Origin of the sequence: Kitasatospora herbaricolor (assembly GCF_030813695.1) — a bacterium.
Taxonomy (GTDB): domain Bacteria; phylum Actinomycetota; class Actinomycetes; order Streptomycetales; family Streptomycetaceae; genus Kitasatospora; species Kitasatospora herbaricolor.
Genome location: NZ_JAUSVA010000002.1, coordinates 6,778,535 through 6,801,542 on the forward strand (window position 1 = coordinate 6,778,535; position 23,008 = coordinate 6,801,542).

Genomic DNA, 23,008 nt, shown 5'->3' on the forward strand with positions numbered 1-23,008 from the left:
GCAGAGCCACCCGAGGAGACGACATGAGTGCCACCAACCCCTTCGAGGACGACGACGCCCGCTACTTCGTGCTGGTCAACGCCGAGAACCAGCACTCGCTGTGGCCGGCCTTCGCGGAGATCCCGGCCGGCTGGACCGCCGTGCACGGCGAGGACACCCGGCAGGCCTGCACCGAGTACGTCGACACCCACTGGACCGACATGCGCCCGGCGAGCCTGATCGCCCGCACGGAGGCCGTGGCGTCCTGACCGCCCGTCGGGGGGACGGCCCCGGCCGTCCCCCCGGGCCCGCCCGAAGCCGCCCCCCGAGGGCCCGCCCGCTCCCACCCGACCGCCGCGACCAGACGGATGACCGATCGACGTGAGCACCCGACAGTCCGACCCCGCCGCCGACCCCGCCGCCGGACCCACTGACGGTCTGACCGCCGAGCAGCTGGCCGACGAGGGCCTGGAGCCAGGCGCGCTCTCCCCGGAGCGGCGCCGGCGCGCCCGGGCGCTGCTGCGCGGCTCCCTGCGGCCGCACCGCGCGACCGTGGCCGCCGCCATGATCGCCGCGGCGATCCGGCAGGTGGCCCTGCTCGCGGTGCCCTGGTGCGTCCAGAAGGCGCTCGACGAAGGCCTCCGGAAGCACGACGACCAGGCTCTGCTGCTCTGGTCCGCCGCCACCGCCGCCACCGCCCTGGTCCAGTTCGCCGGCCTCTACGGCTGGCAGTACTGGGCCGGCTTCGCCGATGCCAAGGTCGGCGCCGACCTGCGCGCCCGGCTGCTGCGCCACCTCTCCGGGCTCGACCGCGCCGCCCTCGCCTCCCGCGGCCACGGCGACCTCGCCATGCGCGCCACCCGCGACACCGACCTGGTCCGCGAATGGGTGCACGGCCTGGCCGTCTGGGTGGTGCTGGCGACCACCTTCGTGGTGGTGCTCCCCGCCCTCGCCGTCCTCGACCTCAGCCTGCTGCTGGTCACCCTGGGCACCCTGCCGTTCCTGGTCTGGGTGAACCTGTACTTCCCGAAGCGCTTCGCCGCCGCCAGCGGTGAACTCGCCCGGGTCCACGGCGAACGCGCCGACGCCGTCGCCGACCTGCTCCAGGTCGGCACCGGACTGCGCGGCACCGGCGGCCACCGTCCGCTGGTGGAGCGCCACCACCGCGCCAGTGCCGAGGTCACCGAGCGGACCGTCACCGCCGCCCGGATCGAGGCCGGCTGGGCCGCCGTCGCCCCCTTCGTCCCCCGCCTCGCGGTCGCCGCGGGCGTCGGCATCGGCGGCCTCGCCGTCCTCGACGGCCGGCTCAGCCTCGGCGGGCTGGTGGCCTTCACCTCCTGGATGGCGATCGTCACACTGGCCACCCGCGTCCTGGTCGACCGCCTGCTGGAGCGCGGCCAGGCCGACGTCGCGGCCGCCCGGATCGACGAGGCGCTGTCCATCCTGCCGGTCGTCACCGAACCGGAGGCCGGCCTGGCCGAGGCGTTGCCCGCCGAGGGCGCACTCACCTTCGCCGGCGTCACCGCCGTCCGGGACGGGCGGACCGTGCTCGGCCCGTTCGACCTGGAGGTGGCGCACGGCGAGTTCGTCGCCGTCCGCGGCGCCACCGGCTCCGGCAAGAGCACCCTGCTGCGGCTCGGCGTCCGGCTGGACGACCCGGACGCCGGCAGCGTCCGCTACGGCGGCACCGACCTGCGCGAGGCCCGCCTCGACGAGGTCCGCACCCGGATCGCCTACGTCGCCCAGCGGCCCGTCCTGCTCTCCGGCACCGTCGCCGACAACCTCCGGCTCGGCCGCGACCTCGACGACGAGGCCCTGCACGAGGCCTGCCGCACCGCCGGCATCCACGAGCAGCTCGCCGCGATGCCGGGCGGCTACGACACCGAACTCGGCGAGGGCGGCACCGCCCTGTCCGGCGGCCAGGTCCAGCGCCTCGCCATCGCCCGGGCGCTGCTCGGCGACCCGCGCGTCCTGCTGCTCGACGACTCGACCTCCGCCCTGGACACCGGCACCGAGAAGCTGGTGCTGGACCGGCTGAGGCGGTGGGCGGCCGGCCGCACCGTCGTCTTCGCCACCCACCGCTCCGCCGTCCTGGACGCCGCCGACCGGGTGGCCGTCCTCGGCCCCCGGCCCACCGCGGCGCCCGGAACCCCGGCCCGCACCACCGAAAGGCCCGCCCCCGTGACCCCGACCGCCGTGGAGGTGGCCCGTGGCTGAGCAGCCCCTGCTCCAGGACGAGGCCGACCAGCGGGCGGTACTGCGCCGCGCCGCGCCGTACCTGCGCCCCCACCGCGGCCGCCTGGCCGTGGCCCTCGGTGTCGGCCTGGCCGACTCCGCGGCCTTGGTGGCCGTCGCCCCGCTGATCGGCCTGGCCGCCGACTCGCTGGACGACGGCGACCGCGGCGGGCTGGGCCTGGCCGTTGCCCTGCTGGTGGCGCTCGCGGCGGCGCAGCTGGTGCTGGCCCGGGTCGGCGAACTCCTGCTGATCAAGGGCGGCGAGCAGGTCGTCCGGACCCTGCGTGAGCAGGCCGTGGAGAACCTGGCCACCGCGCCGCTGCGCTTCCTGGAGACCCACCGCGGCGGCGAGCTGCTGCGCCGGGCCACCGGCGAGGTCGCGGCGCTGGCCGCCTTCGTCCGGCTGCACCTGCGCAACATGGTCGCCTCGGCGGCGACCCTGGTCTTCACCCTGGTGATGCTGGCGGGCTACTCCTGGTTGCTGCTGCTGGTGCAACTGGCCGTCTTCCTGCCGCTGACCCTGCTGGTCACCCGCTGGTTCCAGCGGGACGCCGGCGCGGCGTTCGGCGGCAAGGCGGGTGCCGAGGCGACCGTCGCGGCGACCTTCTCCGAGACGCTGACCGCCCGTGAGGCGCTGCAGACCTCGCGCGGCCTCGCCGGCTGGACCCTGCGCTTCGAGCGGGAGAACACCCACGCGGTGGGCGCCGCCCGGCGGGCCGTCCGGGTGGAGAACCGGATCGACCTGGTCAGCCTGATCGAGGGCGCCGCCCTGGTGGTGCTGCTGCTGGCCGGCGGCTGGCTGGTCGACCGCGACAGCGTCAGCCTCGGCACCGTGGTGGTCTTCGTGGTCGCCGGCCGCAACCTCTTCGACTCCTTCGCCGAGCTCTCCCAGCTGGTCGGCGAGGTGCAGACGGCCAGGACCGGCCTCGCCCGGCTGCTGGACCTGCTGGCGGCCACCCGGCCGCAGGGCGCCGCCGCGCAGGCGCCGGCCGGCCTGCCGGCCCGCGGCGACCTGCGCTGCGTCGACGTGGAGTACGCCTACCGCGCCGACGGCCGGACCCTGCACGGCATCTCGCTGGACTTCCCCGAGGGCAGCCGGACCGGCGTCGTGGGGGAGACGGGCTCGGGCAAGACCACGCTGTCCAAGCTGCTCTGCGGCCTCTACCGCCCCGACAGCGGCGCGGTCACCTTCGCCGGTACCGACCTGGCCGACCTCCCGGAGGCCGAGCTGCGCCGCCGGATCGTCCTGGTGCCGCAGGAGGTGCGGATGGTGTCGGGCACGATCGCGGACAACCTGGCGCTGGTCCAGGGCGCCCCCGACCGGGCCCGGATCGAACGGACCGTCGACCAACTGGGCCTGCGCGACTGGACGGAGGACCTGCCCGGCGGCCTGGACGCCGAGGTCGGCCAGCGCGGCGGCAACCTGTCGGCCGGCGAGCGACAGATCCTCGGCCTGGTGCGCGCGGTGCTCGCCGACCCGGCCGTCCTGGTGCTGGACGAGGCCACCGCCGACATCGACCCGGTGACGGCGGCCCGGCTGGAGCACGCGCTGGACGAGTTGCGTGCCGACTGCACCCTGGTGGTGATCGCGCACCGCCCGGCCACCATCGCCCGGATGCCGCGGGTGGTCCGGCTGGACGGCGGGCGGCTGCTCGTTGACGAACCGGCAGGTGGAGGCCTGAACGGGGGACGATGACTGGTCCCCAGTGTGCAGGTTAGGCTAACCTAAATGACAGGATTGCCCTGTGCCGCCGCCCCGGCCCCGTCGGGACGGCGGCACAGGGACGTCCGGGCCTGCGCGCACACCTCCCACCGGATTGGGCTGAACGATGAACACCGACACGGCTCCACCGCGCATGCGGATCGTCCGCCATCCGCTCAAGTACCGTCTGCTGGAGGTCAAGCGGGTTGTCCGGGTGACGCCCGGCACGGTGCGGGTGACCCTCGGCGGCGAGGCTCTGGAGGGCTTCTGCGAGCAGGCGCCGACCGACCACGTGAAGCTCTGCTTCGCCGAGCCCGGCGCCGAACTGCCGGTCGAGCCGGTGGTGGAGAACGACACCTGGATGGACGCCCCGGTCGAGCCCGTCACCCGCGACTACACGATCCGGCACTACCGGCGGGCCGAGCGGGAACTCGACATCGACATGGTCCTGCACGGCACCGGGGTCGGCTCCGGCTGGGCCGCGGCCGCCGAACCGGGCATGCGGCTGGGCGTCTTCGGCCCGCGCGGCTCCGAGGAGATCCCCTTCGTCCACGACTGGTACCTGCTCGCCGCCGAGGAGACCGCGCTGCCCGCGCTCGCCCGCTGGCTGGAGATGCTGCCCGCCGGGGTCAAGGTGCTGGCCTTCGTCGAGGTGTCCGGGCCGCAGGACGAGCAGCAGCTGACCACCGCCACCGACCTGCGGCTCACCTGGCTGCACCGCGGCGACAACCCGTCCGGCACCGGTGACCTGCTCGAACGCGCCATCCGCGCGGCCGAGTTCCCGCCCGGAACCGGCTTCGCCTGGATCGCCGGCGAGGCCAACACGCTCAAGCCGATCCGCCGTCACCTGCGGACCGAGCGCGGCCTGGCCAAGGAGCAGGTCGACGTGGACGGCTACTGGAAGCGCGGGGTCGCCAACCACGACCACCACGAGGACGACCACCACGAGCACGCATGACCGCCGAGATCCTGGCGAAGCCGGCGCCGGCCGTCCCCGGCCCCGCGCCCGCGGCGCCCGGCCGGACCGGGACGGCCCGCCGCCTCGCCTGGCTGTCCGGGGCGCTGCTGCTGCTCGCCGTGCTCACGCTCGCGGGCATCGCCGTCGGCGCCCGCTACATCCCGCCCGGCCAGGTCCTGCACGTCCTGCTGCACCGTGAACCCGCCTCCGAGGACTGGATCGTGGTGCACCACGCGCGGATCCCGCGCACCCTGCTCGGCATCGCGGTGGGCGCCGCGCTCGGCATCGCCGGCGCCATGATGCAGGCGCTCACCCGCAACCCGCTGGCCGACCCCGGCCTGCTCGGCGTCAACGGCGGTGCGGCCGCGGCGGTCGCCGCCGGGACGGCCCTGCTGGACCTGCGCACCTTCGGCTCCTTCGTCTGGTTCGCGCTCGCGGGCGCCGCCGTCGCCGCTTTGGTGGTGCAGATCCTCGGCGGGGGCGGGCGGGCCTCGGCCACCCCGGCCCGGCTCGCGCTGGCCGGCACCGCCGTCACCGCCGTGCTCACCGCCTTCGTCAACGGGCTGATCCTGCTCGACCCGCTGACCCTGAACCGGTTCCGGTTCTGGCAGGTCGGCACGCTGGCCGGGGTGGACTCCGCCGTGCTCGGCCAGGTGCTGCCCTTCCTGGCGGCCGGCGGACTGCTCGCCCTGCTGCTGGGCCGCCCGCTGAACGCCCTCGCGCTCGGCGACGACGCCGGGCACGCGCTCGGCGCCAACCCGACCCGGACCAGGCTGTTCAGCCTGCTCGCCGTCACCCTGCTGTGCGGCGCGGCCACCGCGGCGGTCGGCCCGATCGCCTTCGTCGGCCTCGCCGTGCCGCACCTGGCCCGCCACGTCTGCGGGCCGGACCAGCGCTGGATCATGCTGCTGTCGGCGGTGCTCGCCCCCGTCCTGCTGCTCGGGTCGGACATCATCGGCCGGCTCGCGCTGCACCCGGCCGAACTCCAGGTCGGCGTCGTCACCGCCTTCATCGGCGCCCCGCTCTTCATCGCCCTCGTCCGCGGCCGGAGGATCGCCCAACTGTGAACGGCCCCACCGCGGTCGACCCGTCCGCCACGCTGCCCACGCCGCCCGCCGCCGCTCCCACGGCGGAGCCGCCCGCCGGCCCGGGGCCCGCTCTCGCGCCGGTACCGCTGCGCGCCGTCCGGCTGCCCGCCGGGGGGTCGCTGCGCTGGCACCCGCGGGCCACCCTGGTCGGCGGCCTGCTGGTGCTGGCCCTGCTCGGGGCCGTCATCGGGGCCCTGACCGCCGGCGACTACCCGCTGCCGGTCGCCGACGTCGTCGACGTCCTCACCGGTGGCGGCGCCCGCGCCGACCGGTACGTGGTGATGGAGGTCCGGCTGCCCAGGCTGCTGACCGCCCTGCTGGTGGGCGCCGCGCTCGGCCTGGCCGGCTCGCTCTTCCAGACCCTGGCCCGCAACCCGCTCGGCAGCCCGGACGTGATCGGCTTCACGGTCGGCTCGGCCACCGGCGCGCTGGCCGTCATCCTGGTCATCGGCGGCGGTGCCGCGGCCGTCGCGGGCGGCGCGGTGGCGGGCGGCCTGCTCACCTCGGCGCTGGTGTACCTGCTGGCCCGGCGCGGTGGCACCCAGGGCTACCGGCTCGTCCTGGTCGGCATCGGCGTCAGCTCGCTGCTGGCCTCGCTCAACGCCTACCTGATCGCCCGCGCCTCGTTCAGCGACGCGCAGAGCGCCGCGGTCTGGCTCACCGGCAGCCTCAACGCCCGGGGCTGGGAGCACTGCGGCCCGATGGCCCTCGCGCTGGCCCTGCTGCTGCCCGCGGCGCTGCTGCTCGGCCGGCCGTTGCGGATGCTGGAGATGGGCGACGACGTCGCGTCCTCGCTCGGGGTGCGCACCGAGGGGGTGCGGATCCGGCTGGTGCTGATCGGCGTCGGGCTCACCGCGGCCGCCACCGCCGCCGCCGGGCCGATCCCGTTCGTCGCGCTGATCGCCCCGCAGGCCGTCCGGCGGCTGACCCGGGCCACCGGGCCCAACCTGCTCGGATCGGCGCTGACCGGCGCCCTGCTGCTGGCGCTCAGCGACCTGGCGGCGCAGCGGTTGCTGGCCCCGACCCAGCTGCCGGTGGGGGTGCTCACCGGCGTGGTCGGCGGGTGCTTCCTGATCTGGCTGATCGTCCGCCGGTGGCGGGGCGACCGGGCCTGAGGGCTCCCCGGCGGCCGCCGCCGCACCCGCCCCGCACGAAGGCCCCGCCCCCGGATTCCTCGGGGGCGGGGCCTGCTACGGGCCGGTGGATCGTCAGCCCTCCGCGGCGAGGTTCAGGGTGAAGACCCGGGAGCCGCGGGCCGGGTCCAGTCCGGCCGCCCAGCCGCGCGGGGCCAGCGCCACCGGGATCTCCCGGAAGCCGCCTCGCAGGAACAGCGCGCCGTCGCCGGTGCTGGCGGTGACGAGCGTCCGCAGGCCGCACCGGGCGGCCTCCGCGAGCAGGGCCGCCAGCAGCCGGGAGCCGAGGCCCGCGCCCTGGCGGCCGTCGCGGACGCAGAAGTTGTGCAGCAGGCCGGTCGCCGGGTGCTCCGGCTCGGGCGGCAGCGCCCGCAGGGCGACACAGCCGTCCAGACTGCCGTCGGGGCCCACGCCCGGTACCACCAGGAAGTGCTCCCCGGCCCGGCGGTAGTCCGCCACCGTGCGCGGGCGCAGCGCGCCGCTGCGCATGAACGGCGCGGAGAGCGCGTACAGGGCCTCGGCGTCCGCCCCGGTCGCGGTGCGGACCGGGGCCGGGTGCAGGATTCCTCTCACCGGACGGCGGCCCGGTGCCGGGGGGCCATCGGCACCACCAGCGGGGTGCCCGTCTGCGGATCCTCGATCACCTGGCAGGGCACAGGTCGAAGACCCGCTCGACCAGGTCGGCGGTGACGATCTCGGACGGCGCGCCCTCGGCGACCACGGCGCCGTCCCGCATGGCGATCAGGTGGGTCGCGTAGCGGGTGGCCTGGTTGAGGTCGTGCAGCACCGCGACCAGGGTGCGCTGCTGCTCCAGGTGCAGCCGGGCGCACAGGTCGAGCACCTCGACCTGGTGGGCGATGTCGAGGAAGGTGGTCGGCTCGTCGAGCAGCAGCAGCGGGGTCTGCTGGGCGATCGCCATGGCCAGCCAGACGCGCTGGCGCTGGCCGCCGGAGAGCTCGTCGACGAATCGGTCGGCCAGGCCGGTCACGTCGGTGGCCGCCATCGACTCGGCGACCACCCGGTCGTCCTCGCGGGACCACTGGCGGAACAGCCCCTGGTGGGGGTAGCGGCCGCGGGCGACCAGGTCGGCCACGGTGATCCCGTCCGGTGCGGTGGAGCTCTGCGGCAGCAGGCCCAGCCGGCGGGCGAGTTCCTTCGCGGGCAGCGCGCCGATCTGCTCGCCGTCCAGCAGCACCCGCCCGGCGGCGGGCTTCAGCAGCCGGGCGAAGGCCCGCAGCAGGGTCGACTTGCCGCAGGCGTTGGGCCCGACGATCACGGTGAACGAGCCGTCCGGCACACCGACGGACAGCTCGGTGGCGATGGCCCGGTCACCGTATGTCAGGGTGACGTCCTCGGCGTACAACCGGCCCGGGGGCGTGGTCACTTCGTCTCCAGGAGCTGGTCGGTGGTGAGGACGACGGCGCATTTCTCGGCCGCCCAGCGTAGTGCTTCGAGGTGCTTCTCGGCGGAGAAGTCGGCGACCGCGTCGGAGACCACGAAGGCCTGGATGTCGCGGGACCAGGCGTCGCAGGCGGTCATCATCACGCCGATGTGGGCGTACACGCCGACGATGACGAGCTGGTCGCGGCCGGCCGCGGCGAGCAGTTCGGCGAGCTCGGTGCGGGCGAACGCGCTGTACTTCCACTTCAGCAGCATGGTGTCGCCGTCCGCCGGGGCGACGATCGCGGGGACGCCCTGGGCGTGCTCGTCGGCGGGCAGGCCGGGGCCCCAGAAGTCCAGCTGGAGGCCGCGCTCGGCGGGCGTCTGGCCGCCGCGCTGGTGCGAGTAGAGGACGGGCATGCCGTGCGCGCGGGCATGCGCCAGCACCCGGGCGCTGTTGGCCAGCGCGGGGGCGAGCGGCGGCCCGTCGGCGGGGAACGCGCCGAGGAAGTAGTTCTGCAGGTCGTGGACGAGCACGGCGGCGCGCGCGGGGTCCACCTGCCACGTCACCTTGGGCGCGGGGTAGCGCTCGGGGCCGGGCAGCTCGTACGGGGCGATGGCGGGAAGGGCCATGTGACGGGGTCTCTCTAGCGCGGGGCGGAGCGGAGGTCCTTCTTGCTGACCTTGCCGATGCCGGTCTGGGGGAAGGCGGTGACGAACTCGACGCGGTCGGGCACCTTGTAGTCGGCGAGCCCGCCGGCCCGGACGAAGGATTTCAGGTCGACCGGGCGGGGTCGTCGGGCGCCCGGGCGCAGGATCACGTACGCGCAGCTGCGCTCGCCGAGGTACTCGTCGGGGGTGGCCACCACCGACACGTCGTGCACGGCGGGGTGGCGCAGCAGGACGTTCTCGACCTCCTCGGCGGCCACCTTCTCGCCGCCGCGGTTGATCTGGTCCTTGGCCCGGCCCTCGACCACCAGGTGACCGGTGGGGGTGCGGCGGACCACGTCACCGGTGCGGTAGAAGCCGTCGGCGGTGAAGGCCACGGCGTTGTGCTCGGGGGCCCGCCAGTAGCCGCGGATGGTGTACGGGCCGCGGGTCAGCAGGTGGCCGGTGGCGCCCTCGGGCAGGTCCTGGTCCTCGTCGTCGACGATCCTGACCTCGTCGTCGGGGGAGATCGGCCGGCCCTGGGTGGTCAGCACGGTCTCCTCCGGGTCGTCGGCCCGGGTGTAGTTGACCAGCCCCTCGGCCATGCCGAAGACCTGCTGGAGGCGGCAGCCGAGGGCGGGGCCGAGCCGGCGGGCCGCCTCCTCGCTCAGCTTGGCGCCGCCGACCTGCAGGAGTTCCAGGCTGGACAGGTCGCGGCCGGCGGCGGGGGCGGCCTGGGCCCAGGCCAGGGCCAGCGGCGGGACCAGACCGGTGAGGGTGACCTTCTCCCGCTCGATCAGGGCGAGGGCGGTGGCCGGGCTCGGGTCCGGGGCGAGCACCACCCGGCCGCCGGCGTGCAGGGTGCCGAGCGTGCCGGGGGAGCTGAGCGGGAAGTTGTGGGCGGCGGGCAGCGCGCACAGGTAGACGGACCGCGGCGTCAGCCCGCAGATCACGGCCGACTCGCGCACGCTGTACAGATAGTCGTCGTGGCTGCGGGGGATCAGCTTGGGCAGGCCGGTGCTGCCGCCGGAGAGCTGCAGGAAGGCCAGGTCGCCGGCGCCGGGCGGGTCGGCCGGTGCGGCGGCCCCGGCCTGCCGCAGCTCATCCAGCGGGGTGAAGGGGCCGGGGTCGCCGAGCACGATCACCTCGCCGAGCGCCGGCACCGCCCGGGTGACCTCCAGGGCCAGTTCGCGGTGGTCGAAGCCGGCGTGGCGGTCCGCCACGATCAGCGCCCGGGCCCCGGCGAACTCGCAGAAGTACGAGATCTCGGCCCGGCGGTGCGCGGGCAGCGCCATCACCGTCACCACGCCGGCCCGCAGGGCGCCGAAGAAGACCTCGAAGAACTCGGCGACGTTGGGCAGTTGGAGGACCACCCGGTCGCCCTTGCGCAGGCCCCGGGCGAGCAGCCCGGCGGCCAGGACGTCGGCCCGGCGGTCGAGTTCGGCGTAGCTCCAGTGGCGGTCGCCGTCGGTGACGGCGATCCGGCCGGGATGGGTGTCGGCGTGCCGGCGGATCATGGTGTCCAGCGTCTCGCCGGTCCAGTACCCGGCCGCGCGGTAGCGGTCGGCGAAGTCCTCGGGCCACAGCGTCACTTGGCGTCCTCCAGTCCGACGGCGTGCAGGAAGGTGCGGAACTTGGCCCCGGTCTCGGCGAGTTCGTGCTCCGGGACGGAGGCGGCCACCACGCCCGCGCCGGCGAACAGCCGCAGGCGCTCCCCCTCGGCCTCGGCGCAGCGCAGGGTGACCACCCACTCGCCGTCGCCCGCCGCGTCGCCCCAGCCGACCACGCCGGTGTAGAGGCCGCGGTCGAAGGGCTCCAGGGCGCCGATCAGCTCGCGGGCCCGGTCGGTGGGCGTCCCGCAGACGGCCGGTGTGGGGTGCAGGGCCAGGGCCAGGTCGAGCGCGCTGGTGGCGGCGTCGCGCAGGGTGCCGGTGACGGTGGTGGACAGGTGCCACATCGCGGCGGTGCGGATCAGCGAGGGCCGCGCGGGCACCACCAGGTCCGCGCAGTACGGCTCCAGCGTGCGGCGGACGGCGTCCACCACGAAGGCGTGCTCCGCCAGGTCCTTGGAGGACTCGGTCAGGGCGGCGGCGCGCCGCATGTCCTCGACGGGGTCGGCGCTGCGGGCGGCCGAGCCGGCCAGCGGGTTGGAGACCACCGAGCGGCCGCGACGGGAGACCAGCAGTTCGGGGCTGGCGCCGACCAGGGTGGCCGCGCCGCCGGCCGGCACCGCGAAGGTGTGGCCGTTCGGGTCACGGTGGATCAGGCGGTGCAGCATGGTGGTGAGGTCCGCGCCGCCGGGCGCGGTGAGTTCGAGGGTGCGGGCCAGCACGACCTTGGACAGCTCCGGGTCCTCGTTCATCAGCCGCACGGCCTCGGCGACGGCCGTGCGGTACGCCTCCGGGGCCGGCACCGGGCGCTGGCTCCAGGCCCGCCCGGCGGCCGGGGCGAGCGGCGGGCGGGGGACTGCGCTCTCGCGGACGGCGCCGGCCCGGCGGACCGCGGCGGGGATGAACAGCTGGGCGTCCCGGCCGGGGGCGAACGGTATCGCCCCGACCACGACGGGATTGTCCTCCTGCGCGGTGCGGGCCTCGGCCAGCAGGCGTCCGGCCGAGGCCGGATCGGGTACGGCCCGGCGCAGGCCCTCGGCCAGCAGGGTGCCGCCGGGGCCGGCGAAGAACGCCCTCGCCGGCCCCGGCCGGTAGGCGGCCAGCAGCGTGCCGCCCGCGGGCGACGCCGCCGAGGGGGCGTCCTGGGCCTGGAAAGCCGTGGTCATGGTGCTCCGTTCTGCCGGTGCGTACGGGCACCGGGACGCTGGGACTCGGATCGGTCGGCGGGCCGGGCCGGCCGGCGGGTGGGCGTGGGGCAGGGCCGGTACGGGCTCAGGCCCGCAGCGTCGCGCCGCCGTCGACGTACAGGTCGTGCATGGTGATGTGCCGGGCGCGGTCGCCGGCCAGGAAGGCGACGGCCTCGGCGACGTCCTCGGGGGCGGCGATCCGGCCGAGCGGGATGCCCACCCGGTAGGTGGCCGGGTCGCCGTCGATGACCCGCTGTTCGGCGGCGTCGTCCGTCCACAGGGCGCGTTGCATGTCGGTGTCGGTGGACCCGGGGGAGACCAGGTTGCAGCGGACGCCGGAGCGGGCGAGTTCGAGTCCGAGGCAGCGGACGAACATGGTGGTCGCGGCCTTGGAGGCGGCGTAGGCCGCCATGCCGGTGCGGGGCACCCCGGCCGCGTTGGAGCCGACGGTGACGATGCTGCCGCGTCCGCGCCCGGCCATCCGGCGGCCGACGGCGCGGCAGGTGTGGAAGACACCGGTGGTGTTGACGGCGAAGGTGCGTGCCCAGTTCTCGTCGGTGGTCTCCAGCACGGGGGCGGCGGTCAGCACGCCGGCCACGTTGACCAGGACGTCGATCGGGCCGCGCTCGCGCTCGATCCGGTCGACCAGGGCCTCGACGGCCGCGCCGTCGGTGACGTCGAGCCGGTGTACGGAGTCGTCGGGGGCGTGGAGGTCGGAGGCGATCACTTCGGCCCCGCGCTCGGCCAGCATCCGGGCGACGGCGGCGCCGATACCGCGGCCCGCGCCGGTCACCAGGGCGACCCGGCCGGCGAACTCGGTGGTGGGGTCGGCCACGGTCAGGCCTCCGTTCTGACGGTCGGTCCGGTGGTCGTTCCGGCGGCGGGCCCGGCCGGGCCCGCCGGGCCGGGGCTCGCTGGTCGCCCGCTGGTGTGCTGAGGGGTCGCCGTGGCGGCGACACGGCCGGCGGTGGGCGGCATGGTGGGCTCTCCGGGTGGGTCGAGGTTCAGATCGGCCGAACGCGCACACGAAGTGCTGCGGTAAGGTTAGCCTAACCACATCGAGTGGGGTGGTCCCGGGGGCAACTCTTCGTCCCCCGGTCCGCAAGCGCCGCGCGGCTCCCCCGCGGATCCGCGGCCGCCGTCGCCGGCCGCCCTGCCCGTCGCTCAGTTCCCGCCCGGGCCAAGGCAATCCCGCCGGCCCAGGGCGTTGCGCCGTGGCGATCCCGCGCCGCAGCAGAACCGCATCCCGACCGGAGGACCTCCATGCCCGCCACGGACACCATCAGCTCGGCGGCCGCCGCCCCGCTCCGGGAGGCCCGGGTGGCCACCCCCCGCCGCTTCCTGATGTGCGCGCCCCGGCACTTCGACGTGACGTACTCGATCAACCCGTGGATGGACCCGGCCAAGCCGGTCGACGGCGGCCTGGCGCTCGCCCAGTGGACCTCCCTGCGCGACCTCTACCTCTCGCTCGGCCACACCGTCGAGGTGATCGAGCCGTTGCCGTGCCTGCCCGACATGGTCTTCGCGGCCAACGGCGCCACCGTGGTCGACGGCCGGGTGTTCGGGGCGCGGTTCCGCCACGTCGAGCGCACCGCCGAGGGCCCGGCCTACCTGGACTGGTTCACCGCCCGCGGCTACCGGGACGTGTACTGGCCCGAGCACATCAACGAGGGCGAGGGCGACCTGCTGGCCGTCGGCCGCAGGATCCTGGCCGGCAGCGGCTTCCGCACCGACCCCCGCTCGCACGCCGAGGCTCAGGAGTTCTTCGGCCTGCCGGTGATCGGCCTGACGCTGGTGGACCCGAAGTTCTACCACCTGGACACCGCCCTCGCGGTGCTCTCCGACGACGAGGTCATGTACTACCCCGAGGCGTTCAGCCCCGGCAGCCGGGCCGTCCTGCGCGAGCTCTTCCCGGACGCCGTCCTCGCCACCGCCGAGGACGCCGAGGTCTTCGGCCTCAACGCGCTCTCCGACGGGCGCCACGTGCTGCTGCCGGAGGCCGCCGTCGGGCTCCACCGCCAGCTCCGCGAGCGCGGCTTCGAGCCGATCGGCGTCGACCTGACGGAGCTGCTGCGGGCCGGAGGCAGCGTCAAGTGCTGCACGCTGGAGCTGCGTCCGTAGCCGCCGTCCGCGCGCGGACCGGTGCCGCGCGCACCGGTCCGCCGCGCCGGCCCGGGCCCCGGCGCCCGGGCCCCGGCGCTCGGCCCCGCGTCCCACCGCGACATCCGGCATGCGGACGAATTCCGCCGGCGGGACGCCGGTGGGCCTAGGCTGTGGCCTGCAGTCGGTTCGCCCTGCCAGCCAGGCAGGCGCGTCGCAAGAGGGAACCCGGTGGGAATCCGGGACTGCCCCGCAGCGGTGAGTGGGAACGACCGCCGTCACATGCACTGGGCCCAGGCGGCCCGGGAAGCGACGGCCACTAGGTGCCGGGCCGTCAGGCCCGGTGTGCTCGCGAGTCCGAAGACCTGCCACTGCCCGCGTGCGACCGCACGCGGTGATCCCGGTGACCTCGTGGGTGGGTACCGCCCGGCCGAAGGCCGGGGGTGGGTCGGCGGAGCGGGCGGGCACCTCGACGTGCCGCGCCCCCGCTGTCGTACCTTCGCGCGCACGTGCTCTCCCGGGATCGCAGCGCGACTCGCGAAGGAGAGTTCCGTGTCACCGAGTTCCACCACCCCGCAGGCCACCGTGTACGGCTGCCCCCGTCAGGGCCCGGACCGGGAGCTGAAGAAGGCGATCGAGGGCTACTGGGCCGGCCGGGTCACCGCCGCCGGCCTGCATGCCACCGCCGCCGGTCTGCGCCGCGACACCTGGCGGCGCCTCGCCGAGGCCGGCGTCACCGAAGTCCCCACCGGCGACTTCTCGTTGTACGACCACGTACTGGACACCACCGTGGCGGTCGGCGCGATCCCGGCCCGGCACCGCGCCGCCGTCGACGCCGACCCGCTGGACGGGTACTTCGCCATGGCGCGCGGCACCCAGGACGTGGCGCCGCTGGAGATGACCAAGTGGTTCGACACCAACTACCACTATCTGGTGCCCGAGTTGGGGCCGGACACGGTCTTCTCGGCGAACTCCGCCAAGTCGGTCCAGGAACTGCGTGAGGCCCTCCTGCTCGGCCACCGCGCCCGTCCGGTCCTGGTCGGCCCGCTGACCTACCTGCTGCTCGCCAAGCCCGCGCCCGGCGTCGACCCCGGCTTCCAGCCGCTCACGCTGCTCGACCGCCTGCTGCCCGTCTACGCCGAACTCCTCGCCGGCCTGCGCGCCGCCGGCGCCGGCTGGGTGCAACTGGACGAGCCCGCCCTCGTGCAGGACCGCACCGCGGCCGAACTCAACGCCGCCGCCCGGGCCTACCGCGACCTCGGCGCCCTCACCGAGCGGCCCAGGATCCTGGTCGCGACCTACTTCGACCGGGCCGGCGCGGCCCTGCCGGTGCTGGCCGAGGCCCCGGTCGAAGGCGTCGGCCTGGACTTCACCGGCCCCGCCGCCGGCAACCTCGACGACCTGGCCGCCGTCGGCGGCCTGCCCGGCAAGCGGCTGGTCGCGGGCGTGGTGGACGGCCGCAACATCTGGATCAACGACCTGGAGAAGTCGCTGGCGACCCTGGCCACCCTGCTCGGCCTGGCCGGGCAGGTCGACGTGGCACCGTCCTGCTCGCTGCTGCACGTCCCGCTCGACGCCGCCCGCGAACGCGACCTGGACCCGCAGATCGCCCGCTGGCTCGCCTTCGCCCGGCAGAAGACCGCCGAGATCACCACCCTCGCCCGCGGACTGCGCGAGGGCACCCACGCGATCGGCGCCGAACTCGCCGCCAACCGGGCCGACCTGGCCTCCCGGGCCGCCTCCGCCCTCACCCACGATCCGGCCGTCCGCGCCAGGGCCGCCGCCACCACCGCCGAGGACGCCCGCCGCGCGCAGGCCTACCCCGAACGCGCCGAGGCCCAGCGCGCCCGGCTGAAGCTGCCACTGCTGCCGACCACCACCATCGGCTCCTTCCCGCAGACCACCGAACTGCGCACCGCCCGCGCCGACCTGCGCGCCGGACGCCTGGACCGGGCCGGCTACCGGGAGCGGATGGCGGCCGAGGTCCGTGAGGTCATCGCCTACCAGGAGAAGGCCGGGCTGGACGTCCTGGTGCACGGCGAACCCGAACGCAACGACATGGTCCAGTACTTCGCGGAGCAGCTCACCGGCTACCTCGCCACCCGGCACGGCTGGGTGCAGTCCTACGGCACCCGCTACGTCCGCCCGCCCGTGCTGGCCGGCGACGTCTCCCGCCCCCGCCCGATGACCGTCGACTGGTTCCGCTACGCCCAGGACCTCACCGACCGCCCGGTCAAGGGGATGCTGACCGGTCCGGTCACCATGCTCGCTTGGTCCTTCGTCCGCGACGACCAGCCGCTCGCCGACACCGCCCGCCAGGTCGCCCTCGCCCTGCGCGACGAGGTCACCGACCTGGAGGCGGCCGGCGCCGCGGTCGTCCAGGTGGACGAGCCGGCCCTGCGCGAGACGCTCCCGCTGCGCGCCGCCGACCGCCCCGGCTACCTGGCCTGGGCCACCGAGGCGTTCCGGCTGACCACCTCCGGGGTCCGGGCCGACACCCAGGTGCACACCCACATGTGCTACGCCGAGTTCGGCGAGATCATGGCCGCGATCGACGAGTTGGACGCGGACGTGATCAGCCTGGAGGCGGCCCGCTCGCACATGCGGGTGGCGCACGAGCTGGCCGGGGCCGGTTACCCCCGCGAGGTCGGCCCGGGCGTCTACGACATCCACTCGCCCCGGGTGCCGAGCGCCGGGGAGGCCGCCGCCCTGCTGCGCGAGGGGCTCGCCGCCATCCCCGCCGAACGCCTCTGGGTCAACCCGGACTGCGGCCTGAAGACCCGGGGCTGGGCCGAGACCCGGGCCTCCCTCGACCACCTGGTCGAGGCGGCCCGCCTGGCGCGGGCGGAGCTGGGCGGCTGACGGGAGGGCCGGGGCCGGCCCGACGCCCACGGGCGGGCGGGCCGGCCCCGGCCCTCGCACCAGGTCCGCCCCGGTGCGGCGGCGGGTTCAGGCCGCCCGGGCCCGGCGGTGCGCGGAGGGCGCCAGCCGGGCGTACTCAAGCGGTGCGGACGGGTCGACGGCGAGGTCCGGCGGCGCGGGCTCGGCGCCGGCCCTGACCAGCAGGTCGCCGACGGCGGCGACCATCGCGCCGTTGTCGGTGCACAGGGGCAGCGGCGGCACCCGCAGGGCGATCCCGGCGGCGGCGCATCGCTGCTCGGTGAGGGCGCGGACGCGGGAGTTCGCGGCCACGCCGCCGACCACGACCAGGGTGCCGATGCCGTGCTCGGTGCAGGCCCGGACGGCCTTGCGGGTGAGGGTGTCGGCGATGGCCTCCTGCAGGGCCGCGGCGGCGTCCGGGACGTGCGGTTCCCGGCCGTCGGCGCGCTGCGCCTCGATCCAGCGGGCGGCGGCCGTCTTCAGGCCCGAGAAGGAGAAGGCGTACGGGGGATCGTTCGGTCCGCTCAGCGGCCGCGGGAGGCGGACGGCCCCCGGGTCGCCGGCCCGGGCGGCCCGGTCGACCGCCGGACCGCCGGGGTAGGGCAGGCGCAGGATCCGGGCGACCTTGTCGAAGCACTCCCCGGCGGCGTCGTCCAGGGTGTCCCCGAGGTGGACGATCCGGTCCCGGGCCAGGTCGCGGACCAGCAGCAGCGAGGTGTGGCCGCCGGAGACGACGAGCACCACGCACGGGTCGGGCAGCGGTCCGCCGTCCAGCGTCGCCGCGGCGACGTGCCCGGCGAGATGGTGGACCCCGTGCAGCGGCACGCCGAGCGAGAAGGCGTAGGCCTTGGCGGCGGCGACGCCCACCTGGAGGGCGCCGGACAGGCCCGGGCCGGCGGTCACGGCGACGGCGCCGATGTCGGCCAGGGTGAGGCCGGCCCGGTTCAACGCCTCCCCGACCACCGGCGCCATCGACTGGAGATGGGCCCGGGCGGCGATCTCCGGCACCACGCCGCCGTAGCGGGCGTGCTCGTCCATGCTGGAGGCCACCGCCTGCCCGAGCAGCACGCCGTCCCGGACCAGCCCCGCCCCGGTCTCGTCGCAGGAGGATTCGATCCCCAGCACCACCGGCGATCCCGTCATCGAAGCCTCGCCCACCCTTTGTCGCACTGATTAAGTAGTTGCACATATTGTGCAACAAGGGCGGGCCGCCCGGCGCGGGTGGCCGGCCGGTGCTGACGGCCGGTGCGGCCGGCCCCGGGCCGAGCGGCGGGTGGGCGCCGCTCCGGGGTCGGGCCGCCCCCCGGGTCAGCCGCCCACGTACGCCGCCAGGTGCTCGCCGGTCAGGGTGGAGCGCGCGGCGACCAGGTCGGCGGGCGTGCCCTCGAAGACGACCCGCCCGCCGTCGTGTCCCGCGCCGGGCCCCAGGTCGATGATCCAGTCGGCGTGCGCCATCACCGCCTGGTGGTGCTCGACGACCACCACCGACCGGCCCGAGTCGACCAGCCGGTCCAGCAGGCCCAGCAGCTGCTCGACGTCGGCGAGGTGCAGGCCGGTGGTCGGCTCGTCGAGCACGATGATGCCGCCCTTCTCGCCCTTGGGGGTCCCCCCGGCCGAAAGCTGGGGGAGGGTGGCCAGCTTGAGCCGCTGCCGCTCGCCGCCGGACAGCGTGGTGAGCGGCTGGCCGAGGCTGAGGTAACCGAGCCCGACGTCGGCGAGCCGTTCGAGGATGCGGTGGGCCGCCGGGGTGTGCGCCTCGCCCGCGCCGAAGAACTCCTCGGCCTCGATCACCGACATCGCCAGCACCTCGCTGATGTCGCGCCCGCCCAGGTGGTGGTCGAGCACCGAGGCCTCGAAGCGCTTGCCCTCGCACTCCTCGCAGACGCTGGCCACGCCGGCCATCATCGCCAGGTCGGTGTAGACCACGCCCGCGCCGTTGCAGGTCGGGCAGGCCCCCTCGGAGTTGGCGGAGAACAGCGCCGGCTTCACCCCGTTGGCCTTCGCGAAGGCCTTGCGGATCGGGTCGAGCAGCCCGGTGTACGTCGCCGGGTTGCTCCGCCGCGAGCCGCGGATCGCGCTCTGGTCGATCGACACCACCCCGTGCTCGGCGGCCCCCGGGCCCTTCACCAGCGACCCTTGCACCAGCGAGCTCTTGCCGGAGCCGGCGACGCCGGTGATCACGGCCAGCACCCCGAGCGGGATGTCGACGTCGACGTCGCGCAGGTTGTTCGCCGTCGCGCCGCGGATCTCCAGCACGCCGGTCGGCCTGCGCACCGACTCCTTGACGGCGGCACGGTCGTCGAAGTGGCGGCCGGTGACGGTGCCGCCGCCGCGCAGTCCGTCGACGGTGCCCTCGAAGCAGACGGTGCCGCCCCCCGAACCGGCCCCGGGGCCGAGGTCGACGACGTGGTCGGCGATGGCGATGGTCTCCGGCTTGTGCTCCACCACCAGCACCGTGTTGCCCTTGTCCCGCAGCCGCAGCAGCAGGTCGTTCATCCGCTGGATGTCGTGGGGGTGCAGGCCGATGGTGGGCTCGTCGAAGACGTAGGTGATGTCGGTGAGGGAGGAGCCGAGGTGGCGGATCATCTTGACCCGCTGCGCCTCGCCGCCCGACAGCGTCCCCGAGGGCCGGTCCAGCGAGAGGTAGCCCAGCCCGATCTCCCCGAAGGCGTCCAGGCTCTGCCGCAGGGCGTCGAGCAGCGGCGCCACCGAAGGCTCGTCGAGGCCGCGGACCCAGTCCGCCAGGTCGCTGATCTGCATCGCGCAGGCGTCCGCGATGCTGATCCGCCTGATCCGCGACGACCGGGCGCCCTCGCCGAGCCGGGTGCCGTCGCACTCGGGACAGGTGGTGAAGGTGACCGCCCGCTCCACGAAGGCCCGGATGTGCGGCTGCAGGGCCTCCTTGTCCTTGGCCAGGAACGACTTCTGGATCTTGGGGATCAGCCCCTCGTAGGTGAGGTTCACCCCCTCGACCTTCACCTTGGTCGGCTCCCGGTAGAGGAAGTCGTGCATCTCCTTCTTGGTGAACCTGCGGATCGGCTTGTCCGGGTCGAGGAAGCCCGACTCGGCGTACACCCGCACCGTCCAGAAGCTGTCCGACTTCCAGCCGGGGATGGTGAACGCGCCCTCGGCGAGCGACTTGGAGTCGTCGTAGAGCTGGGTGAGGTCGATGTCGGAGACCGCGCCGCGGCCCTCGCAGCGGGGGCACATGCCGCCGGTGCGGTTGAAGGTCGCCTTCACCGTCCGTTTCGCCCCGCGCTCGACGGTGATCGCCCCGCTGGCCCGGACCGAGGGCACGTTGAAGGCGTACGCGCTGGGCGGGCCGATGTGCGGCTCGCCCAGCCGGCTGAAGAGGATGCGCAGCATGGCGTTGGCGTCGGTGGCGGTGCCGACCGTGGAGCGCGGGTCGGCGCCCAGCCGCTGCTGGTCGACGGTGATCACGGTGGTCAGCCCGTCGAGGACGTCGACCTCGGGCCGCGACAGGGTCGGCATGAAGCCCTGCACGAAGGCGCTGTACGTCTCGTTGATCAGCCGCTGCGACTCGGCCGCGATCGTGTTGAACACCAGGGAGCTCTTGCCCGAGCCGGACACGCCGGTGAACACCGTCAGCCGGCGCTTGGGGATCTCGACGCTGACGTCCTTGAGGTTGTTCACCCGCGCGCCGTGCACGCGGATCAGGTCGTGGCTGTCGGCGGCGTGCGGCTCGGCGGGCCGCGACGGCGTCCTGGTGGCCTTGCTCATCTGTCTCCCTCTCTCGGGCGGGTCCCTGGACGGGCTCCGCCGGCGTCGTCCGGGGCGCTGCGTCCGGCCCGCGGGCATCAGCCCCCGCGCCGGGCGGGGCCGTGCCCGGCGCGGGGACCAAGGTATCCACGCCGCCCATGCCGGCGGGGCGGGTTCGCCGCCACCGGCGCCCCGGGACCGGCGCGGGGCACCCCGCCCCGGGGACGCCGGGCGGCCGGAGGGCTCAGTTCGCCTCGTTGATCCGGACGAGGTTGCCCGCGGGGTCGCGGAAGGCGCAGTCACGCACCCCGTACGGCTGCTCGGTCGGCTCCTGGACGACCTCGGCGCCGGCGGCCTTCAGCCGGTCGAAGGTGCCGTCGAGGTCGGCGGTCGCCAGGACGATGCGGGCGTAGCTGCCCTTGGCCATCATCTCGGTGACGGTGCGGCGCTCGTCCTCGGTGACGCCCGGGTCCGCGGCCGGCGGCTCCAGGACGATGGACGTGCCGGGCTGGTCGGCGGGACCGACGGTCAGCCAGCGCATCCCGCCGTAGCCGACGTCGTTGCGCACCTCGAACCCGAGGCTGTCCCGGTAGAAGGCCAGCGAGGCCTCCGGGTCGTTGTGGGGGAGGAAGGTCCAGTGAATGGTGAGGTCCATGACGATCACGCTAATCGCGGGCCCGGGGCCTCGCTTCTTGATTCCTGACCGGTCTGGTCACCTGCTTCGCCACGCAGGACGGGATCCCCTCGGTGGCGTCCGCGGCCAGCCGCCGGTAGGTGCTGGGCGGCATGCCGACCAGTTCGGTGAAGCGGGTGCTGAAGGTGCCGAGCGAGGAGCAGCCCACCGCGAAGCAGACGTCGGTGACGCTGAGGTCGCCGCGTCGCAGCAGGGTCATCGCGCGCTCGATCCGCCGGGTCATGAGGTAGCTGTACGGCGATTCGCCGTAGGCGAGCCGGAACTCGCGGCTGAGGTGCCCGGCCGACATGTTCGCGCCGCGGGCCAGCGCCTCGACGTCCAGCGGCTGGGCGTACTCCCGGTCGATCCGGTCACGGACCCGGCGCAGCCGCGCGAGGTCGCTCAGGTGCTGCGCCGCGGCGCCCTTGGTGCTCACCCCAGCGATCGTGCCACAGCTCGGGGCCGGGTGTCCGGTGCTCGGACCGGTGCGGGCGGGCCCTTCCGGTGCGTCGGGGCACACCGGGTGCGGACCGCCGCCCGGCCGGGCGCCGGCACCCTCCGGCCGGATCCGTGCCATCCGGATGTGAAGACGCCCCACGCGTCACATTGAGGGCTTACTATCACCTTTTGCACGATCGGCACTGGTCAGCAGCCTGGGGGAGGGACTGATGACGTCGTTTCCCACCCTGTCCGAACAGGATCTCCGGGTCTTCCAATGGGCCGCCGGACACGGCCGGCTCGCCCCGCAGGCCGCCGCCGAACTCGGCCTCTCCGAGGCCGAGGTGCAGCGGTCGGCCCAGGTGCTGGAGCGCTTGCACCTGCTGCGGCGGCTGCCCGGCGGGCCGGACGGCGAGCGCGGCCTGGTGGCCGTCCCGCCCGAACTCGCGGCGGCCAGCCTGCTGGCACCGGCCGAGGCGGAGCTGCGCCGGCAACTCGCGGACGCCGAGCGGGTCCGGGCCGAACTGGCCCTGCTGACACCGCTCTACGCACCGGCCGGCGCCGTCCGCAAGGCCGAGCCGCTGGACGAGATCGTCGACCTGAACACCGTCATCGACGTGATCAGCACGCTCACCGCGCGTTGCCGCACCGAGGTGCTGACCTGCCAGCCCGGCGGGCCGCGCGCCCCGCACCTGCTGGAGCAGGCCTTCGCCCGGGACCTGGAGATGATCCGCCGCGGGGTCCGGATGCGGACCCTCTACCAGCACACCTCGCGCCGGCACGCGCCGACGCAGGAGTACGTCCGCCGGATCAGCGCGGCCGGGGCCGAGGTCCGGACCCTGACGGCGCTTTTCGGCCGGATGATCGCCTTCGACCGGGAGACCGCGATCATTCCGCACCACGACGCCTACGACGGCGCGGTGGTGATCCGGGACCAGTCCACGGTGGCCTACCTGGTGGCGGTCTTCGACCACTCCTGGACGCTGGCCGACCCCTACGCCCCCGCCACCCAGGCCCAGGCCGACAGCTCGCTCGACGAGATCAAGCAGGCGATCGTCCGGTTGCTCGCCGAGGGGATGAAGGACGAGATGATCGCCCGGCGCCTGGGCATGTCGCTGCGCACCTGCCGCAAGCACATCGCCGAGAGCATGGAGACGCTCGGGGCCAGCAGCCGCTTCCAGGCCGGCTACCTGGCCCGCGCCCGGGGCGAACTCGCCGAACCCGGATAGCCCGTGGCCCGTGGCCCGTCACACGGAGCCCGGAGCCCGGGCCACGGA

General features: G+C 75.1%; 18 protein-coding genes, 1 pseudogene and 1 riboswitch. Of the genes and pseudogenes, 9 read left to right on the forward strand and 10 right to left on the reverse strand.

Annotated features, from left to right (window positions below; genetic code table 11):
• Positions 1-23: 23 nt before the first annotated feature.
• The 6 genes from J2S46_RS29715 to J2S46_RS29740 all read left to right on the forward strand — a co-directional run bounded on the left by J2S46_RS29715 (position 24) and on the right by J2S46_RS29740 (position 7,077).
• Complete coding sequence (locus J2S46_RS29715; RefSeq protein WP_073922912.1) at positions 24-248, forward strand: MbtH family protein; 225 nt, start codon at positions 24-26, stop codon at positions 246-248.
• 112 nt (positions 249-360) lie between these two features.
• Positions 361-2,196: an ABC transporter ATP-binding protein gene (locus J2S46_RS29720; protein WP_191291316.1), complete on the forward strand. Its 1,836-nt coding sequence runs from the start codon at positions 361-363 to the stop codon at positions 2,194-2,196.
• Complete coding sequence (locus tag J2S46_RS29725) at positions 2,189-3,910, forward strand: ABC transporter ATP-binding protein (RefSeq protein ID WP_191291315.1); 1,722 nt, start codon at positions 2,189-2,191, stop codon at positions 3,908-3,910. The genes J2S46_RS29720 and J2S46_RS29725 overlap by 8 nt, the downstream gene beginning before the upstream one ends.
• A 133-nt stretch (positions 3,911-4,043) precedes the next feature.
• Positions 4,044-4,874 carry a siderophore-interacting protein gene (locus tag J2S46_RS29730; protein WP_229912906.1) on the forward strand — a complete coding sequence of 277 codons (831 nt, stop codon included), beginning with the start codon at positions 4,044-4,046 and terminating at the stop codon, positions 4,872-4,874.
• Positions 4,871-5,941, forward strand: coding sequence for a FecCD family ABC transporter permease (locus J2S46_RS29735; RefSeq protein ID WP_191291314.1), 1,071 nt, complete (start codon positions 4,871-4,873; stop codon positions 5,939-5,941). The genes J2S46_RS29730 and J2S46_RS29735 overlap by 4 nt, the downstream gene beginning before the upstream one ends.
• Positions 5,938-7,077 (forward strand): FecCD family ABC transporter permease, encoded by a 1,140-nt coding sequence (locus J2S46_RS29740; protein WP_307351693.1) that lies wholly within the window; start codon positions 5,938-5,940, stop codon positions 7,075-7,077. Before J2S46_RS29735 ends, J2S46_RS29740 begins: the two co-directional genes overlap by 4 nt.
• 93 nt (positions 7,078-7,170) lie before the next feature.
• On the opposite strand, the gene J2S46_RS29745 is transcribed toward J2S46_RS29740, so the two are convergent.
• The 6 genes and pseudogenes from J2S46_RS29745 to dhbA form a co-directional block, all read right to left on the reverse strand.
• Positions 7,171-7,668, reverse strand: a complete 498-nt coding sequence (locus tag J2S46_RS29745) for a GNAT family N-acetyltransferase (protein WP_229912905.1) — start codon at positions 7,666-7,668, stop codon at positions 7,171-7,173.
• Positions 7,665-8,521 (reverse strand): annotated as a pseudogene (locus J2S46_RS29750) (ABC transporter ATP-binding protein). Before J2S46_RS29750 ends, J2S46_RS29745 begins: the two are co-directional and overlap by 4 nt.
• Positions 8,476-9,108 carry an isochorismatase family protein gene (locus tag J2S46_RS29755; protein WP_191291313.1) on the reverse strand — a complete coding sequence of 211 codons (633 nt, stop codon included), beginning with the start codon at positions 9,106-9,108 and terminating at the stop codon, positions 8,476-8,478. The pseudogene J2S46_RS29750 and the gene J2S46_RS29755 overlap by 46 nt, the downstream one beginning before the upstream one ends.
• Positions 9,109-9,122: 14 nt before the next feature.
• Entirely contained in the window at positions 9,123-10,715 is a 1,593-nt protein-coding gene (locus J2S46_RS29760) for a (2,3-dihydroxybenzoyl)adenylate synthase (protein WP_191291312.1), read from the reverse strand.
• Positions 10,712-11,899: an isochorismate synthase gene (locus J2S46_RS29765; protein WP_191291311.1), complete on the reverse strand. Its 1,188-nt coding sequence runs from the start codon at positions 11,897-11,899 to the stop codon at positions 10,712-10,714. Before J2S46_RS29765 ends, J2S46_RS29760 begins: the two co-directional genes overlap by 4 nt.
• A 106-nt stretch (positions 11,900-12,005) precedes the next feature.
• On the reverse strand, positions 12,006-12,755 hold the full coding sequence (gene dhbA, locus J2S46_RS29770; RefSeq protein WP_229912904.1) for a 2,3-dihydro-2,3-dihydroxybenzoate dehydrogenase: 750 nt from the start codon (positions 12,753-12,755) through the stop codon (positions 12,006-12,008).
• Positions 12,756-13,183: 428 nt separating this feature from the next.
• On the opposite strand from dhbA, the gene ddaH reads away from it, so the two are divergent.
• Positions 13,184-14,041, forward strand: coding sequence for a dimethylargininase (gene ddaH, locus J2S46_RS29775; protein WP_191291310.1), 858 nt, complete (start codon positions 13,184-13,186; stop codon positions 14,039-14,041).
• A 146-nt stretch (positions 14,042-14,187) separates the two neighbouring features.
• Positions 14,188-14,407: riboswitch (cobalamin riboswitch) on the forward strand.
• A 165-nt stretch (positions 14,408-14,572) separates the two neighbouring features.
• Positions 14,573-16,882 (forward strand): 5-methyltetrahydropteroyltriglutamate--homocysteine S-methyltransferase, encoded by a 2,310-nt coding sequence (gene metE, locus J2S46_RS29780; RefSeq protein WP_191291309.1) that lies wholly within the window; start codon positions 14,573-14,575, stop codon positions 16,880-16,882.
• A gap of 87 nt (positions 16,883-16,969) precedes the next feature.
• On the opposite strand, the gene tsaD is transcribed toward metE, so the two are convergent.
• The 4 genes from tsaD to J2S46_RS29800 form a co-directional block, all read right to left on the reverse strand.
• Entirely contained in the window at positions 16,970-18,043 is a 1,074-nt protein-coding gene (gene tsaD, locus J2S46_RS29785) for a tRNA (adenosine(37)-N6)-threonylcarbamoyltransferase complex transferase subunit TsaD (protein WP_191291308.1), read from the reverse strand.
• A 165-nt stretch (positions 18,044-18,208) separates the two neighbouring features.
• A complete protein-coding gene (locus J2S46_RS29790; protein ID WP_191291307.1) occupies positions 18,209-20,641 on the reverse strand; it encodes an ATP-binding cassette domain-containing protein in 2,433 nt (810 codons plus the stop codon).
• A gap of 223 nt (positions 20,642-20,864) precedes the next feature.
• Positions 20,865-21,275 carry a VOC family protein gene (locus J2S46_RS29795; protein WP_191291306.1) on the reverse strand — a complete coding sequence of 137 codons (411 nt, stop codon included), beginning with the start codon at positions 21,273-21,275 and terminating at the stop codon, positions 20,865-20,867.
• A 10-nt stretch (positions 21,276-21,285) separates the two neighbouring features.
• Positions 21,286-21,729, reverse strand: a complete 444-nt coding sequence (locus J2S46_RS29800; protein WP_191291305.1) for a helix-turn-helix transcriptional regulator — start codon at positions 21,727-21,729, stop codon at positions 21,286-21,288.
• 232 nt (positions 21,730-21,961) lie between these two features.
• Between J2S46_RS29800 and J2S46_RS29805 the strand changes: the two genes are divergently transcribed.
• Positions 21,962-22,960 (forward strand): helix-turn-helix transcriptional regulator, encoded by a 999-nt coding sequence (locus J2S46_RS29805; protein ID WP_191291304.1) that lies wholly within the window; start codon positions 21,962-21,964, stop codon positions 22,958-22,960.
• The last annotated feature ends 48 nt before the right edge of the window (positions 22,961-23,008 follow it).